The sequence below is a fragment of the Polaribacter glomeratus genome (genome assembly GCF_002954665.1).
Classification (GTDB): domain Bacteria; phylum Bacteroidota; class Bacteroidia; order Flavobacteriales; family Flavobacteriaceae; genus Polaribacter; species Polaribacter glomeratus.
The window spans coordinates 102,175-119,765 of record NZ_MSCM01000001.1; the positions used below are offsets into that span (position 1 = coordinate 102,175).

Consider the following 17,591-nt stretch of genomic DNA (forward strand, 5'->3'; position numbering starts at 1 on the left):
AATATACAAAAAAAAAGATTATGTTTAACGTTATGCTTAATAAGTTAAACAAAGTTTAACAAAATATTATAAGTTATGATAGCGAAGTGATTAGCTGTTTTTTAGCATTCTATTTCTTTCTGTAATAGTATGTTTTTTTAAAATGCGTTTATTTTCTATTACAACTTCCTTATCTTTTTTTAACTCCCAGAGAATGTCACTTGCTCTTTTTCTTGCAGATTTTATATCTACAATTGGGCTCGGGTACTTTTCGCCCAATTTAAAATTGTTAAACAACTCATCTAACGGAGTCATGATATAAGGTTCGTGTATAAACGGAACGGGTAATCCGGCCAACTCTGGACACCATTTTTTTATAAAAACAGCGTCTGCATCGTGTTCTAAACTATTTTTTATAGGATTGTAGATACGCAGTGTATTTATACCTGTTTCGCCAGAACCCATTTGCAATTGCGGAAAATGAATACCAGGTTCAAAATCTAAAAATAATTTTGATAAATGTTGCGAGGCTGCTTGCCAAGGCTGCCATAAAATATGGGTAAAAAAAGAAATTAACATTGCGCGCATTCTAAAATTTAAATAACCAGTTTCAGTTAAACAACGCATACTTGCATCAATTAAAGGGAAACCTGTAGTTCCTTCTTGCCAAGCTTTTTGATATTCATCAGAGATGCTTTTTTTTAATTTCTGATATCCTTTGTTCAGACTTACGTTTTCCATGGTGTGTTCCATTTCAAACTTTTGAATAAAATGTGCTTGCCAACGCAATCTAGAAACAAATGCACCTAAAGGTTTCGAGTTTTCTGCGTCTTTTACTTCGCATGCTTTTTGATAAATTTGACGAATAGATACATTTCCCCAAGCAATATAAGGCGATAATCTGCTGCAACTTTCTCTTGCTAATGCTGGCTTAGAGATGTTAAACATATATTTTTCGTGACGTTTGTCAAAAAAACTATTGGCATATCTCCATCCCATTTTTGAGCCGCCTTTTTGAAAAACAGCTTCTTTTGGTGTTTCTAAATCTACAATCTGAAAGTATTTTTCTAGCGCAGTAATTTCATCAAAAGAAATAAATTTTTCTGATTTCAGTTCATTTTTAATCAGATTTTGGGTCATATAGTCTTCCCATTTATCAAACCAATCTTCTCTATTTAACAATCCTCTTAAAACAGCATTGTTTTTATTTTCAACCCAATTTATGGAGTTATTCCTGCAATATCTTGTAAAATCTTTGTCTCTATTATAGGTAATTAATAAACCCGTTTCTTGGTGTGAAAAAACACCATTTATTTTATAAGTGCCTAACAATTGGTTAAATGCATTTACAACTTCTGTTTGAACACAAAGAATTTTAGTATTGTAATTCTTTAATTCTTCGTTAAGATCTCTTATAGATTCTTTTATAAAGTTCCAATGGCGTACATTATAGTGTTGGTCTTCTAATAAAGAATTTTCGAAAACATATAAGAAAAGCGTGCGTTCGTTAGATTGTAAAGCGTTGTAAATTGCCTCGTTATCTTGTAAACGTAAATCACGTTTTAACCAAACTACATGTATTTCTTCTCTGTTAATATTCATTTATATTTTCTATTATATGATTTGCTTTCTCTTTAATTTTTGATCTATCTTCGGATGACATTTTGTTTAAAACACTGTACATCATTTTCATTCTAAAGTTAGAGGCTAATTGTGCTTGTTTTTCGTCTAAAAAATTCCAGTATAACGTATTAAACGGACAGGCATCATCTTCAAATTTCTTGGCTTTTTTATACACACATGTGTCACAATAATTACTCATTTTACTAATGTAACTTCCGCTAGAAACATATGGTTTTGTTGCTATTTTTCCGCCATCTGCAAACTGACTCATTCCGCGCGTATTTGGCAACTGAACCCATTCAATAGCATCTACATAAATACCCAAATACCAAGCATCAATTTCATCTGGATGCACTTGTGCCAAAAGCGCAAAATTACCGGTAATCATTAATCGTTGAATGTGGTGTGCGTAGCCATTGTTTAAGGAATTATGAACCGCATTTTTTACACAATTCATTTTGGTGTTCCCTGTCCAAAAGAAGTCTGGTAATTTGTTCGTATTGCCAAGAAAGTTTTCCTTTTTGTAAGCTGGCATTAGCATCCAATACATACCTCTCATGTATTCTCGCCAACCTAAAATTTGTCTTATAAAACCTTCAACTTGCGATATGTCGATTTCATCTTCTTGCTTTCTATAGGTTTCTAAAACCGTATCAACAACTTCTTTTGGCGAAATCATTTTTGTGTTCATCGCAAAGGAAATTCGGCTATGAAATAGATATATTTTATCTGTATGCATCGCATCTTGGTAATCGCCAAAATGAACTAATAAATGCTCGCAGAAATAGGCCAATTGAACCAAAGATTGTTTTCTAGAAATAGGATATTCAAAATAAGCAGCATTAATCTTTCCAATCGTTTTTACTCCAGCTTTTTCTAGATCAGAAATAATAGCAGAAACGTTGTTGTCAAAACTAATTTCTTGCGGAATTAAAGCATCTCCTTTCCATTTTTTTCGATTGCTTGCGTCAAAATTCCATTTACCACCTTCTGGCTGTTGATCAACCATTAATATTTGATGTTTTTTACGCATTTGGCGATAAAAATTCTCCATCAAAAATTGCTTTTTTCCTTTAAAAAAAGTTTTTAAATCGCCTCTTTCTGTATAAAAATGTTCTGTTGAAAAAACTTCGGATTCAATTTTTAAACTGTTAGAAAAATCCTTTATCTGCGTGTCTAAGCGATATTCATCAGGCGCTAAATATTCAAATTTTTCGATGTTATTTTCCTTAATTAAAAGTGCTATATTTTCTACTAAACTTTGGGTATTTTTTACGTCATTAATATCAAAATAAATAACGCTATGATTTGCTTTTTTTAATTCTTCGGCAAGGTTTCTCATCGCAGCAAAAAAACCAACCACTTTTTGAATGTGATGTGTTACATAATCTGTTTCTTGGCGCATTTCAAACAAACAATAAATCACATTTTCATCGGTTTTTGAAAACCAAGAATGTTCGCTGTTAAGTTGATCTCCTAAAAGTAAGCGTAATTTTTTCATCTTAAAACAATGTTTTTGATAACCACAATTTTCTAAAGGTATAAGCTGCATCATAGCGCTCTGCTTGCAATTGTGTATTAAATTTTCGGTCTCTTGGGTCATTGCCAACTCCGGCAACATACATCCAATTTCCATAATTGCTATGCACATCATAATCTAGTAACATAGACTCAAAATAAGCGGCACCAATGCGCCAATCTAATAATAATTCTTTGGCAAAATAAGAGGCTACATTTTGTCTTCCTCTATTGCTCATCCAACCAGTTTCTTTAAATTCGATCATATTTGCATTTACAAAATCGTCTTTGGTTTCGCCGTTAATCCATTGCTGAATAATTTTTTTATCGGTATTCCAATGATACTTTTTATCTAAAATTCCCCCAATTTTAAAGATTTTAGCATCATATTTTAAAGAAATATATTTAAAATAATCTCTCCAAATCAACTCAAAAATCACCCAATAAGTAGAGTCATTTGCACCAAATTCTTTTTCGTAGGCTTTAATTTTCCAGTAAATAGTTTTTGCGGATAAACTGCCGTTTGCCAACCAAGGAGAAAATTTTGTGGAGTAATCTACACCCACCAAACCATTTCTCGTTTGTTTATAAAACCCCACTTTTTTACTTTCAAAAAGATAATAATTTACTCTTTTTAAAGCTTCGGATTCTCCTCCTAAAAACGGAAACGCAGTTTTTGGATGCATTTCAAAATCGTCAAAACCTAAAGTTGAAAGCGAAGGAATTGTTGTTTTATTTTCAATGTTATTAGTGGATGCTAATTTAGAGATGAAAACTTCCTCTGGAATCTCAACATACTTTTCTAACTTCTTTCTAAATTGTGTAAACACATCCGGAATGTTGCTAAAATTCTTAGAAACGGTTTCTGGATGGTATAAAAACTGATCGTATTCTTCAATAAATTTCACATCGGCAGACAATGTTTTTTTTATCAACTCGTTGGTGTCAAGTTCTTCTCGTGTCCATTCTTTTTGCGTGTAAATTGCATTTACTGAAAATTCATCACACAAAACAGCAATTTTATTTTCTGGCGCATCAAAATAGGTGAGGAGCGTAATATTTAAAGCTGCTAAATTCTTTTTTAAATCGGTGATGGTTTCAATAAGAAATTTTGCTCTAAACTTTGCTGTTTTTTGAAACCCGAAGGCATCCTCTTTAAAGAATTTAGGATCAAAAAAATATACCGCAATTACTTTTTCATGCTTTTCAACGGCGTTTTTGAGTGCTATATTATCGAGCGTTCGTAGATTATTACGAAACCATATTAAACCTGTGTTGTTTTGTTTCTCCTGCATTTTTCGCTACAATATTTTACGTTTTCCCAATTTTTTTCCCATTTTTTGCGCCATGTATAAGGTCGTTCACATACAAGGCAAATTTTAGTTGGAAGGTTTTCTTTTTTCAAAATTACTTATTGATGTTGTTAATCATTCCGTTAAAAACAAACCAATGAAAAGGCATTACAGAATACCAATACAACCTGCCTGCCAAACCGTGAGGTCTAAAAGTGGCTGTTTGATATAAAATGCCGTCTTCAATTCTAAACTCTAACCAAGCTTCGCCTGGTAAAATCATTTCTGCATAGAGTAGTAGTTTGCCCTTTTCTTTATCGGCATAAATTACGCGCCAAAAATCTAATGCATCACCAGAATTTAATTCAGACGGATGCCTTCTGCCTCTTCGCAAACCTGCACCGCCGTAAAATTGATCTACAATTCCACGAATTTTCCATAGAAATGTGCCGTAATACCATCCGGTTTCACCGCCAATTGACCAAATTCTATTTAAGGCAACTTCTTTATTTTTAACTTTTCTTTTTTTGAAATCTCTAAAACAACCATATTCTGGAACATTTATAAATTCGTGAACATAATTTTTTAATTTCCCACTGCTTACATAAGAATCTTTCCAACTAGAAATAATACTATTTTGTTCAATTTTTTTAAAAGCTAGTTCTACAGCTTCTTTATAAGTCATTGGGTTTACATCTAATATTTGATTGATGTCGCTTTTGATACCAATAACTTCTACACCCATAGAATTTACTAAAGTTCGTGCTAATTTGTAAGACGTTGAGGTTACAAAATAAAGCCAATATGAAGACAAACCTGGCGTCATTACAGGTATTGTAACAATCCATCTTTTTAGTTTTCGTACTTCTGCAAATTGCAATAACATATTTTTATAGGTCATTATTTCGGGACCAAAAATATCATACGAAGTATTAAATAATTCTTTTTTATCTAAAGCATTGTGTAAAAACGACAATACATCTCTAATTGATAGCGGTTGTGTTTTTGTATTTAACCATTTAGGAGTAATCATAAATGGTAATTTTTCTACAATATCTCTAATAATTTCGAAGGATGAACTTCCAGAACCTACAATGATACCGGCTTTAAAAGTGGTTAGAGCATATTTGTCTGATGCCAGAGTTTTCTCTACATTTTTTCTTGAAAGTAAATGTTTAGAAAGTTTGGTGTCATTTGTAATTCCGCTTAAATAAATAACCTGTTTTATAGCAGTTTGTTCTGCAAAACGTTTAAAATTAAACGCACACTTTTCTTCTAAAATATGAAATTCTTTTGCCGAGTTAGACATGGAGTGTATTAGATAATACGCAACATCAATATCTTTAGGAATTGATTTTAACGATGGGCCGTTTAAAAAATCGGCTTCAACAAGTTCTACATTTTTTTGATCTTTGAAATAATTTTGAGCCCTTTTTTTATCTCTAACAGGACACACGATGGTATGGCCGTCATGTAATAATAACGGAATTAAACGTTTGCCAATATAGCCGGTTGCACCTGTAACGAGAATTTTCATAAAGTTTTATTTAGTTTTTTTTGGTCGTTGGTATGTAAGTTGTTTTTTGAATTGCGGAATTGCATAGGTGTCTAAACCGTTAATAGTAGCCACTTTACCAATCGATAAATTGATTAAACCATCGTCTTGTAACAATTCGTCTTTTATATACAATTCCTCAATTTGAGCAACTACCAACATTACATCATTTGAAGGTACATAAATTTCTTCAATAAATTTCATGCTCATTTGTACGGGCGCATTTTTAACAAAAGGCGCCTTAAATTTTCCTTTAAATTCTGATTCTAAATTTGTCATATCAAATTCAGAAACATCTGTAGGATATTTTGCGGATGTGTGGTGTGCATCTTCTATGATATCTTCCCAAATATGATTAATGGTAAAAACACCCGATTCTTTTAAGTTTTTATAGGTATCTCTAGGCACAGTTGTAGGTCTTAAAATAAAGCCCAACGTTGGCGGATTTGATCCTAGATGCGTAACAGAGCTAAAAACGGCTACGTTAGCAACGCCATCAGCAGAAATTGAACCTAATAAATTTGCAGACTTAAAGCCTGAGCAACTGTTTATTAAATTGATTTTGTATATTTTATCGAGACTTTGAATGTCTTTGTTATCAAAAAAATGCATGTATTTATTTTTAACTTATACATACAAAGATACAAATTGTTTAACGAATTACACCATAAGTTAAACACAAGGTATCGTTAAAAATGAGCGTTTGAACTAAAAATAAATTTTTTAGAATTCAAATTAAAAACTGTACTGAAAGCCCAAAAGATAGTCGCCTTTGTTACTATTAAAAGTAAGTTCCATATGTTTTTGTTGGTAAGTTGTAGTGAATAACAAAGTACTACCAAGACCTATAGTTGCACCCGCTAAAACATCAAAAACATCGTGTTTTTTTGAATCGATTCTACTAGCAGCCGTAAAACCAGCAAGCAGATAAGCAGGAATACTGTATTTAAATCCGTAGCGTCTATGAATGAAACCCGCACTATGAAAAGTTGCAGCCGTATGACCAGACGGAAATGAATTATTGTTAGTCATATCTGGTCGTTCTTTGTTGATGCTCAATTTTAATCCGTAGGTAACAGCGCAGGTAGTTAATAGTCCTTTTGTAAATTGCCATGCACCTTTTTTATCACCAATAATAAAAGTAGTTCCTAAGCTAGCTAGAGGCATTGTAAAAAGAATTAGGTCACCTGTTTTTTGAATTGTTCCTACTTTTTTTGAGGTTGTTTCTTGCGCAAAAATTGGCGAATATGTAAAAAATAAAACAATAAAATGTAGGATTAAAAATTTTATAGATTTAGGGTTCATTGGATACGGTAATAGTTCTTAAAAATAAGTAATAATTTTAAAGGAATTTTAAGTTGATCATTAATTTTAAGTATAATCCCAAAACACGTATTTGCATTTTGGGATTTTTAAAATTAAGTTTAATCAATTAAAAATCAAACTAATCTTTATCTTCTTTATCATTTTTCACTTCTTGTTTAACAATTGTTCCGTTAGCATTGATAGCTACTTCCATTTCTATTTCGCCTTTTTCAATCATAAACTCATAAAGCAATTCTTTCGGAGTTTCAGAAATTTCTGCTTCTTCAATTTCATAGCCCGGAAAAGCAGCCATTAATGCAGTTTTAATAGTTGCAGGAATGTCTTTTTTACTAATTTCATGCTCTGTTTCTTGCCAAGTACCATCTTCTAAAAAGTTAGCGGAATATTCCACTTTATTCATTTTAAATTCGGCTTCCCATTGGGTTGCAGATTCTTTATCCCATTTTACTTTTTTTACGGTAGGAAATTTTTTAGAAAAAGCCTGTGTAACTTTTAATGGCGCTTTATCACCTGACGTAAAAGCAAATAAAGAACATGCTAATAAAGTGCTTAAAACTATTTTTATTGTTTTCATTTTTACTGTTTTCATTTTTATTGTTTTTAAGATTAATAATAGTGTAAATCTAGGCATCAACTCTAAAGATGAGTTTAAGAGAATCTAAAGAAATTTTAAAGGAATCTAATTTAACAAAGAAGGCGAACCTACTTATTGATTCGCCTTTTTATAAGAGTTAAATAGCGCACAAAATTATTAAAATTTATACGTGTATCCCAAACGGATTATTTGTGTTTCGTTATAATTATTGCTGGTATAACTAAATGTTTCTCCTTTAATAGTCTGCTTAGTAACCATTGTATTTAATAAGTCTGTAGCATTTAAAAAGAGTTCTCCTTTTCCCTTCTGAATTAATTTTTTAAGACCCAAATCCAACGAGAATAGAGAAGCTCTTTTTCCTTGCGGTATAATATCCGGAGCTAAATAACTAGCGGTTAATTGCGCATCTACCGTTTTAGAAAAATGAAAGCTATTGTTTAATTTTAGCGTTCCAGAAGTTATTTTTTGTTGGTCTGCCGAGAAAATATTTTCCGTTGGATATAAATTAACTACCGAAAAAGCATCAATCTGATTTTGATACACATTTCCATTTAAATTAAAAGAATAGCTGTCGGATACTTCTTCTTCATAAATTACTTCAAGTCCGCTATTGAAACTTTTACCAGCATTCTGAAAAATTGCATAAATTAAAGGATCATTGCCAACTGTACTCGAAATTCGGGTAATAGTTCCGTCTGCAAAACGATGATAAAAAGCGGAATATAAACTACCAGAATTCCAGCTTGTTTTATAACCTAACTCTAATAAATTGGTAAACTGCGGACGTAAATTAGGATTCCCAACTTTAATAATTTCGGCATCATCATATTTAGGAAAAATGCGAATATCAACTTCATTTGGTCTGTCTACACGTCTGTTATAGAAAAGTGAAATTTTATTGTTTTCATCAAATTTTTTAGCAAATCGTACATTCGGGAAAGGTTCAAAATAAGTGTAACCTCCAGTTTTATAGGTGTTATGATTTGGGTTTACAAAATAATTTAAATCAACGTATTCTACTCGCAAACCAATTTCTGCTTCATATTTTTCATTTTCATATATATAATTTCCATAAATAGCAGGGATAAATTCTTTGTATTCTGCTTCCCCACCTGCTTCAATATCTAGCGGAGTGTTCGTTCCTGGAAAAAACTGCATATTAATTGGTATATTTCTTTGTCTTACTTTTATACCTGTTTCCATTTTACCATATTTTAATGGCTTTACGTAATCGATATTAAAATCATAAACCTGCTCATCCGAAAGTAGTTTAAAAGAATTTTTACTAATTGGTTGGTTAGGTAAAATATTATCGAAAAAGTATTTTTCATCCTCCCTATGAAACGTATAATTAAATCCCAATGTTAAGTTATGACCGGCTTCTTTAAATTTATGTAGATAACTTGCTGTTGCCATTGCTGTTATTTTTACTTCATCTTCTAAAAATTGCCAAAGGCGTAAACGGTTGCTAAAATCTTCATTAAAAAAAGGTTGATCTCCATTATCAATAATTACTTCTGTGCCGTATAAACCAGAAAAAGTTAGGGTGTTTTTGTCGTCTAAGGTCCAATCTACACCCGATTTAAAAGTCGAAAAATGGGTATCTCTATTTCGTTTCGATTGTTGATTTATAATGGTTCCGTCATCATAGGTTCTAGTTACAAATTCATTTTTATTTAAAGTTTCGGTGTATAAATAATCACCCTGAAAAAAGATATTTACCTTTTCTTTTCTATAATTTAAAGAAACAGACGGATTTATTTTTGGCGTGGCAGTATACTGCGGTCTACTAGTTGGCAGGTTTTCTTTACGAACCCATAAAGCACCTAAACCGCCAGTAAAACCAACTTTTCCGTTAAAGCCTTCCGCTTTATTTTTTTTGTAAATGATGTTGATAATTCCGCCATTTCCATTCGCATCATATTTAGAAGACGGATTATTAATTACTTCAATTCGGTCAATGGCAGAAGACGGAATGTTATCCAATCCAGATTGATTTCCAAAACCAGTAAGCGCAGTTTGTTTGCCATCAATCAACACAATTATTTTATCATTTCCGCGTAATTTTACTTTTCCATCCAAAACGCTTACACTTGGTAAATTTTGCATGGCTTGTAAAACAGAACCGCCACTTTGACTAATATTATCTTTTAAAGAATAGGTTTTTTTATCCATCTTGGCACTAATTTCATCTTTTTTAGTGTCAATAACGATCTCATTTAAACTGGCTATATCTTCGCTAAGTTCAATGCTTTTTAAATCTATAAATTTAGAGAGTGTTCCTATATAGACAGATTCCTTATAAGTAATGTATCCAATGGTAGAAATTTCTAGAAAGTAGTTTCCAGATTTTAGAGTGGCAAAAGTAAAAAGGCCTTCTTCGTTGGTTGCCGTTCCGATAACAAAGGCATTACCTAATTTAGATTTTAGAACTACACTTGCATACGGAATCGTATTTTGAGTGTTTTTATCTTTTACAGTTCCAGAAATGGTAACATTATTTTGGGCAAAAGCAGTTGTATAAAATAAAATTACAACAGCAAATAGCAGTATTTTTTTGATCATTATTTTAATTTTAATGCAATAATACCAATCAAATCTTAAGCAATTTTTAAGTTTTCATTTACGAACTACTTAAACAGTATAGAAAAAACATGTTTTTGTTCTTCGTGATGATAAGACAACGTAAATCCATAAAAATCGCAAATCTTTTTAACGATTGCCAAACCTAATCCTGTAGATTGTGCGCCATCAGATTCTCTATAAAAACGTAAAAACAAACTTTCTGGATTCGCAAGTGCTGTTTCTCCAAAATTTGAAATAGTCAAGGTTGATTCTGTTGTGAAAATTACAATTTCTTCTTCTCCTTTTTCACCATGTTTAATGGCATTTGATAGTAAGTTATTAATCAAAATATCAGCAAGATAAGAATCCATTGTAACGATTAATTCCTTTTTAGAAGTATGCAAAATAGTTGCAAACTGCATTTCTTTAAAGCTTTCAATCTTTTCGTTGATTAAAACGGTTAGTTCAACGTTTTCTATGTTAATAAACTGATTGTTGTCTATTTTAGTAAGAATTGTTATTTTTTTATTCAATTGTTTTAAACGCTGAATATCTTTTTGAATAGAAGTTACTTGGCTAAATTGTTTGTCATTTATTTCATATTCATTGATGAGGTTGTCAATTTTTGCTTGGATAATTGCTAAAGGAGTTTGTATTTCGTGGGATATGTTTTCGGTAAACTGCTTTAAATTCTCATAATCTGTTTTTACTTTATTAGTAAGCAACGTAATCTCATTTTTCAATTCCGAAAATTCTAAGACATCGCTTTCTACAAGTACTAACGGTTTTTTTGACGTTAAAGAAAATCGTTTCATCTGCTCTAAATTCATAAAAAACGGTTTCCATAATTTTAGATTTCTTTTGGTGTTAAAGTAAAATAAAAACAGAAAAGCCAGTAGAAATATTATAATATTAGAGAGTACAATTGCCAATAAAAAATCATCAGATTCAACCACTAAATTCCGAACGGTTATTTGGTAATTTGTACCATTAATATTTTTAAAAATAGATAATTCTCTAAATAGCTCCATTTCATCCTGCGAAGGATCATAGATAATTGTGTCTTTTAACAACTTGTTTTTTAGTGTTTTTACTATTTTTATTTCTGTTACAGGTGGCAAAGAGTATATGGTATTGTGTTCTTTTAGAGCATCTGCAACTCTGGCTTCTGTAGAATATAATACTTCTTCTACTTCATTTTTTAACAAGTGTTTTGTGTAAAAATACAATGCTACAGAACTCAAAAAAGCCAAAACGAATCCGGTTAAAAGAAAGGTTTTAGATGTTTTTTTTATAAGCGTTATTTTTTTTGGCATTGGTTAATCTTCTATAAATTTATAGCCACTGCCATAAGCAGTTTTAATATATTTTGCACCTTCTGCAGTTAACTTTTTTCGCAAATTATTGATGTGCACATAAATAAAATCAAAATTATCTAGTAAATCACTATCATCTCCCCAAAGATGCTCGGCAATAATTTCTTTGGATAAAATGCGCCCTTTGTTTGATATAAAAAACACTAATAAATCGTATTCCTTTCTGGTAAGTCCTATCGCTTTGCCGTCTATATACGCTGCTCTCGATTTGGTGTCAATTTTAATTTCGTTAAACTCCATCACCTCATCACCGCCATAAGTACCACGACGAAGCACTGCATTTATTCTCGAATTCAATTCTGCTAAATGAAAAGGTTTTGTAATATAATCGTCCGCACCTAAATCTAAACCTTCTAATTTATCGGTTAAAGAATTATTAGCAGAAATAATAATCACACCTGCTTTTTTCTTTTCTTTTTTTAGTGTTTTTAGGATGTCTAAACCGCTACCAGAATTTAAGTTGATATCTAATATAATAATATCATACTCATAAATGGCCGCTTTTTCGGAAGCTTCTCTAAAATCGGATGCCACTTCACAAATATTTCCATCACGTTGCAAATAGGTAACAATTGCTTGTTGCAAATCTATTTCGTCTTCGGCTATTAGATATTTCATGTCTGTAAATTTAAGACTATAATAATGGTTAAGAATAGAGTTATGATAAAAAATATTTAAGTAAACTACACATTACAAGGTTTCTAATTGATCAATAATTTGTAAAAAAATACTATTCCAATAAGAGGTTTGTAAATTCATAGAACTATCACCAAAACGAACAATAATAATTTCTTGTTCAGGATACATATATAAATATTGCCCATATAAGCCAATAGCAAAAAAACTACCATATTTTAAAGGCCCAATTCCCCAATTATTATGATAAAAATGTTTGTTATTCCCTATCGGATGTGGTTTGGTAGATTTCTCAACCCAATCACGAGAAATAATTTGTTTACCGTTCCAATTTCCTTTTTTTATGTATAAACGGGCAAACTTTGCAAAATCTACGGTTCGCGCTTGCAAACAACAAAAAGCTTTTTCAATTCCTTCATTGTCGGCTCTATCTGTGCTCCATGTTGCAGGCGCTTCCATGCCTAATTCTTTCCATATTTTTTCTTGTAAATAATTGGATGTAGATTTTTTCGTAACTTTTTCAATAATGTACGATAACAACAGCGTATTGATGCTACTGTATTTAAAGTTTTTATCAGGACTTTCTTCAATTTTCGCGTTCAGCATTCGTTCTCTCAAATCATTTCCCCAATAGAACTCTGCATTGTCAGATAAAACATTGAATTTACTATCGCTAAAAGCAATGCCAGAAGTATGATCTAGTAAGTGTCTAATTTTAATTTTATCCCAACCTTCTTTTTTTTTAAATTCAGGTAAATAATTAATGATTTTATCTTCTATACTGTGTATTTTATCTTCGTCAATAGCAATTCCTATCAAGGTAGAGACCATTGGTTTTACTACCGAAAAACTAGATACTAAAGTGGTATCTGTAAAATTGGGTTGGTAATTTTTATAAAGAATTGTATCTCTTCTAATAATTAGAAAAGAAACCGTATTGTGTAATTTTACAAAGCTATCTAAACTAACATTTGTAGCATTAAAATCTTTATTGGTAAGACCTATTTTTTTACCTAAATCATAATTTTTTGCAGGTTCAATAAAATGAAATACAGACGTACCATTTTCTATAACTCTGCTAGGAAAACGTTTGTATGATTTCTGTGTTGGAAACCCTCCAAATCGTATCGGTCTTAAAGCAGAACAACTACTTAAAATCAAGAATAAGAGGGCAAATAAGGATAGTTTATAGTTCATTTTATTCTTTTATAATTTTTAAGATGGTTGGTAACACAATTAATAAAAGGGGCAAGGCAAATACCAATCCTCCAATAACCGCGATTGCCAAAGGCTGATGTAATTGTGCCCCCGCGCCAATGCCTAACGCTAAGGGTGCAAGTGCCATTATCGCAGCAAAAGCGGTCATTAATTTAGGTCGTAAACGTGCCGCAATCGCATATTCAATTTTTTGGATATGACTTAAAGAAGCATCACTTTCTTGATATTGTCTGTAGGTAAAAATGGAGTTTTCGCCAATAATACCTACAATCATAATAATACCAGTATAACTACCTACGTTTAAAGGTGTTCTAGTGATGTACAAACTCAATAAACTTCCTGCAACTCCCAAAACGGCAATAACAATAATAGCTAGCGCAATTTTTACTTTTCTAAACAGAAATAAGATCACAATAAAAACAAGTAAAATAGCAGCAATTAAAATTATCATTAATTCCTTAAAAGCTTTTTGCTGCTCTTTGTAAGCACCACCATATTCAATAGAATACCCAGTAGAAAGTGCAATTTTTTTAGTTAAATGCTGTTGAATATCTTTAAGCGTAGAACCTAAATCTCTGTTATTTAAACGAGCCGTAATTACACCCATCGATTTTTGATTTTCGCGATTAATTTCAGCAACACCTTTTCCTATTTCAATGGTGGCAACTTGAGTCATTGGCAAACTTGAACCGTTAGGCAACAAAATAGCGGTGTTTTTTATATCAGAAATAGAGGTTTTACCGGCATCAGGGTATATCAAACGGATAGCGACCATTTGTTCTTTATCAATCATAGAGCTTACAACAGTTCCTTCAATTTGTGTTTGTAATTGTAGTTGAAAATCTGCAACGGTCATCCCTAATTGTGCCAGTACAGGTACATTGGGTATTATTGATACACTTGGGCCGGCAACGATTATGCCGTCATTTACATCAGCTGTACCTTGTACCGTTTCAATTTCTTTTGCTATTTCTCTTGATAAACGTTCTAACGTTTTTACATCATTCCCAAAAACTTTTACCTCAATAGGTTGCACAGAACTCATTAAATCGCCTAACATATCGCCAATAACTTGACCAAAATCAATCGTTAATTGGGGTACTTTTTCTTCAATCCGTTTTCTAATTTTATCAGAAACCGCTGTGGTAGTTGCGCTGCGTTTATCTTTTAATTTAATTAAATAATCACCTCTATTAGGTTCTGTAATAAAAAAGCCCATCTGGGTTCCTAACCTTGCCGAATAGGCTTCAACCTCGGGCTGTGTATCTAAAACACTATTTACTATTTGCAGCATATTGTCCGTTTCTTCGAGGGTGGTGCCGGGCGGACTGTTATAATCTAACACAATACTTCCTTCATCCATTTCTGGTAAAAATCCAGAGGGTAATTTTGACGGAACCACAACTAATATCGCAACACAAAGCAACAGAAAAACAATGCCAATAAAGGGTTTTCCTAAAACATTGTGAATCCATTTAGTTTTTGCTGCTTGTTTGTGTTCAATTGTTTTGTTTTTGGTAAAAAGAATAGATAAAACAGGCGCCAATAACCAGGTTACTAAAAAGGAAGCAGACAAAGCAATCATCATACTAAACGCCATCACTTTAAAATAAGCACCCGCAACGCCCGTCATTAAAACAAACGGAATAAAAATAACCAACGTACTTAACGAAGAACCAATCATGGCAGGCAGCAAATGTGTAATCGCTTCGTGCGCAATCCAATCCATTTTTTCTTTCGGATGTTCTTCCCGTATTTTATGAATCTGCTCTATAATAATTACCACATCATCAATCATCAATCCAATTGCGGCTGCAACTGCGCCCAAGGTCATAATGTTAAAAGAATAACCAATGGCATCAAGTACAATAAGCGTTAAAGACAACGAAACGGGTATCGTAAAAAGGACCACTAAACTTGCCGAAAACGAACGCAGAAATAAAATAACTACCAAAAGGGCTAACACCAAACCAATCCAAAGTACATCTTTAATACTTGCAATACTGGTATTTACAAAATCGGCTTGTTTGTAATACGGTTTTAAAACTACGCCTTTTGGTAATGTTTTTGCCAATTCAGCAATCTTTTGTTCAATGGTATTATTTACTTCAATAAGGTTGGCATTTGGTTGTTTTACAATGGCAATTATTGGCACATTTTTTCCGTTGGCAAGTATTTTTACATATTCTTTAACTTCATGTACTTCAATATTGGCAACATCTTTTAAACGAATTAAGCGATTAGGACTATTAATAATGACCAAGTTTTGCAAATCGTCAATATCATCAACCGCATTATCGGTAAGCGTTAAATACATTCTATTAAAATCGCTAATGTATCCGTTAGATTGTAATAAGTTAGAGTTTACTACCGCATTCTGAATGGTAGCAACAGAAATACCTAACGATTTTAGTACATCGGGTTTTAAAATTACTTGAAACTCTTTATCCTTTCCGCCAATAACAGCAATATTGGATACGCCTGGTGTTGCCGCAAGAAATGGTTTTACTTGGTAGGTTGCAATTTTCTTTAAATCTACTTGCGATAATCCGTCGCCTTCTAAAGAATATCTCATAACGGGCAATATAGACGGATTCATTTTTTCTACAGAAAAAACAGTATTGGGTAAAATACTTCCTTGAGATTGATTGATAAAAGATTCAATTTGCGACTTTGCTATATTAATGTCTGTGCTCCAATCTAAAAACACAGAAATCTCACAACTACCGCGAGAAGTTGTACTGCGTATATATTGCAACCCTTCGGTGCTACGAATAATGTTTTCTAACGGTATGGTTACCGTAGTCATCATTTTATCTACAGGCTGCTGCCCAGCGTCTGCAATTACTTTTATTTTAGGAAATGTAATATCTGGAAATAACCCTGTTTTTAAATTTTGATACGTAAAAATACCGCCAATAAGTAGCAGTATACCAATGGCAAGTAATGGAAATTTGTAATTAGAATGCAGTTTTTTCATTACTTTTTAAAGCTTACAATTGTTGAATCTTGCAGCTGATAACCGCCTTGCGTAATCACCAAATCATGTACTTTTAATCCTTTGGATGTTACCTGAATTAATGAATCACTCTTTAGCATCGGTACTACTTTTTGCTTTATTGCAAGCCATTTATCAACTACTTTCATCACCCAAAACTCCGTTAATAATTCATTGGTTTGCAAGGCCGATTTAGGAATTGTTAATGCCGATTGGTCTTCTTTGTAAATAGTTCTTACTTGCACATTTAAGTTTTCTGGAAGATTTCCTTTTGGCAGCGCAATTATAAATAGTTGCGATTGTGCCACTGCGTCTATTGTTGGCAGTGTGCTGGTTATTTTTGCAGTAATGGTTTCTCCATTTTGAAGCATAATTTCGCAAGTTGCTCCAATTTGTATCGCGTTTTCGTATTCAAAAGACACATTTAATTGTATCACTAACGATGCTGGTTGCACCACAGTTGCCAAGAGATCACCTTCTGCAACATAATCATTTTGGGTAACATTTAGCAGTGTAAAAATGCCTGTTGCATTGCTTCTTATGATTATCGGGTTTATAAATTTACTTAATGAACTATCAATTTTTACCGCTTCTTTTAGCGCATCTTGCTCTTTTGTTCTAATGGATGCAAAAGTTTGACCCATTCGTATAGCATCTCCAATTTTATAATGCATCCTAGAAATATAACCGGTAACGCTGGCACGAATAGTTTCTTTTTGTTGATAAACGGTTACACCGTTAAACGTTAAGTATTCTTTGAGGTGATTTTGGGTTACCTCAGCAACCAAAACAGTAATCGGGGCTTTTTTATCAGTAGTAGTTGTTACAGTTTTTTTACAAGCTGTAAATATAAAATTGATGCTTAGTGCCAAAGCAATACTATAAATAGCATATTTTTTTTTCATAAGTA

Annotated in this window: 14 protein-coding genes; all 14 read right to left on the reverse strand. The window is 32.2% G+C overall.

Annotated features, from left to right (window positions below; genetic code table 11):
- Nucleotides 1–90: 90 nt before the first annotated feature.
- Nucleotides 91–1,581 (reverse strand): cryptochrome/deoxyribodipyrimidine photo-lyase family protein, encoded by a 1,491-nt coding sequence (locus BTO16_RS00445; protein ID WP_105019726.1) that lies wholly within the window; start codon nt 1,579–1,581, stop codon nt 91–93.
- Nucleotides 1,571–3,103 carry a cryptochrome/photolyase family protein gene (locus BTO16_RS00450; RefSeq protein WP_105021456.1) on the reverse strand — a complete coding sequence of 511 codons (1,533 nt, stop codon included), beginning with the start codon at nt 3,101–3,103 and terminating at the stop codon, nt 1,571–1,573. The genes BTO16_RS00445 and BTO16_RS00450 overlap by 11 nt, the downstream gene beginning before the upstream one ends.
- A 1-nt stretch (nt 3,104) precedes the next feature.
- Entirely contained in the window at nt 3,105–4,415 is a 1,311-nt protein-coding gene (locus BTO16_RS00455; protein ID WP_105019727.1) for a DASH family cryptochrome, read from the reverse strand.
- Complete coding sequence (locus BTO16_RS00460) at nt 4,385–4,525, reverse strand: DUF2256 domain-containing protein (RefSeq protein ID WP_105019728.1); 141 nt, start codon at nt 4,523–4,525, stop codon at nt 4,385–4,387. The genes BTO16_RS00455 and BTO16_RS00460 overlap by 31 nt, the downstream gene beginning before the upstream one ends.
- A 2-nt stretch (nt 4,526–4,527) precedes the next feature.
- Entirely contained in the window at nt 4,528–5,949 is a 1,422-nt protein-coding gene (locus tag BTO16_RS00465; protein ID WP_105019729.1) for an SDR family oxidoreductase, read from the reverse strand.
- 6 nt (nt 5,950–5,955) lie between these two features.
- Nucleotides 5,956–6,579 carry a flavin reductase family protein gene (locus BTO16_RS00470; protein WP_105019730.1) on the reverse strand — a complete coding sequence of 208 codons (624 nt, stop codon included), beginning with the start codon at nt 6,577–6,579 and terminating at the stop codon, nt 5,956–5,958.
- A 123-nt stretch (nt 6,580–6,702) separates the two neighbouring features.
- Nucleotides 6,703–7,272, reverse strand: a complete 570-nt coding sequence (locus BTO16_RS00475; protein WP_105019731.1) for a phosphatase PAP2 family protein — start codon at nt 7,270–7,272, stop codon at nt 6,703–6,705.
- A 139-nt stretch (nt 7,273–7,411) separates the two neighbouring features.
- Entirely contained in the window at nt 7,412–7,882 is a 471-nt protein-coding gene (locus BTO16_RS00480; RefSeq protein WP_245891911.1) for a PepSY-like domain-containing protein, read from the reverse strand.
- 162 nt (nt 7,883–8,044) lie between these two features.
- Nucleotides 8,045–10,453: an outer membrane beta-barrel family protein gene (locus BTO16_RS00485; protein ID WP_105019732.1), complete on the reverse strand. Its 2,409-nt coding sequence runs from the start codon at nt 10,451–10,453 to the stop codon at nt 8,045–8,047.
- A 65-nt stretch (nt 10,454–10,518) separates the two neighbouring features.
- Nucleotides 10,519–11,769: a sensor histidine kinase gene (locus BTO16_RS00490; protein WP_105019733.1), complete on the reverse strand. Its 1,251-nt coding sequence runs from the start codon at nt 11,767–11,769 to the stop codon at nt 10,519–10,521.
- A 3-nt stretch (nt 11,770–11,772) separates the two neighbouring features.
- Nucleotides 11,773–12,447 carry a response regulator transcription factor gene (locus BTO16_RS00495; protein WP_105019734.1) on the reverse strand — a complete coding sequence of 225 codons (675 nt, stop codon included), beginning with the start codon at nt 12,445–12,447 and terminating at the stop codon, nt 11,773–11,775.
- A gap of 72 nt (nt 12,448–12,519) precedes the next feature.
- A complete protein-coding gene (locus BTO16_RS00500) occupies nt 12,520–13,662 on the reverse strand; it encodes a serine hydrolase domain-containing protein (RefSeq protein ID WP_105019735.1) in 1,143 nt (380 codons plus the stop codon).
- Between the two features lies 1 nt (nt 13,663).
- Nucleotides 13,664–16,663: an efflux RND transporter permease subunit gene (locus BTO16_RS00505; RefSeq protein ID WP_105019736.1), complete on the reverse strand. Its 3,000-nt coding sequence runs from the start codon at nt 16,661–16,663 to the stop codon at nt 13,664–13,666.
- Entirely contained in the window at nt 16,663–17,586 is a 924-nt protein-coding gene (locus tag BTO16_RS00510) for an efflux RND transporter periplasmic adaptor subunit (RefSeq protein WP_105019737.1), read from the reverse strand. Before BTO16_RS00510 ends, BTO16_RS00505 begins: the two co-directional genes overlap by 1 nt.
- Nucleotides 17,587–17,591 lie beyond the last annotated feature (5 nt).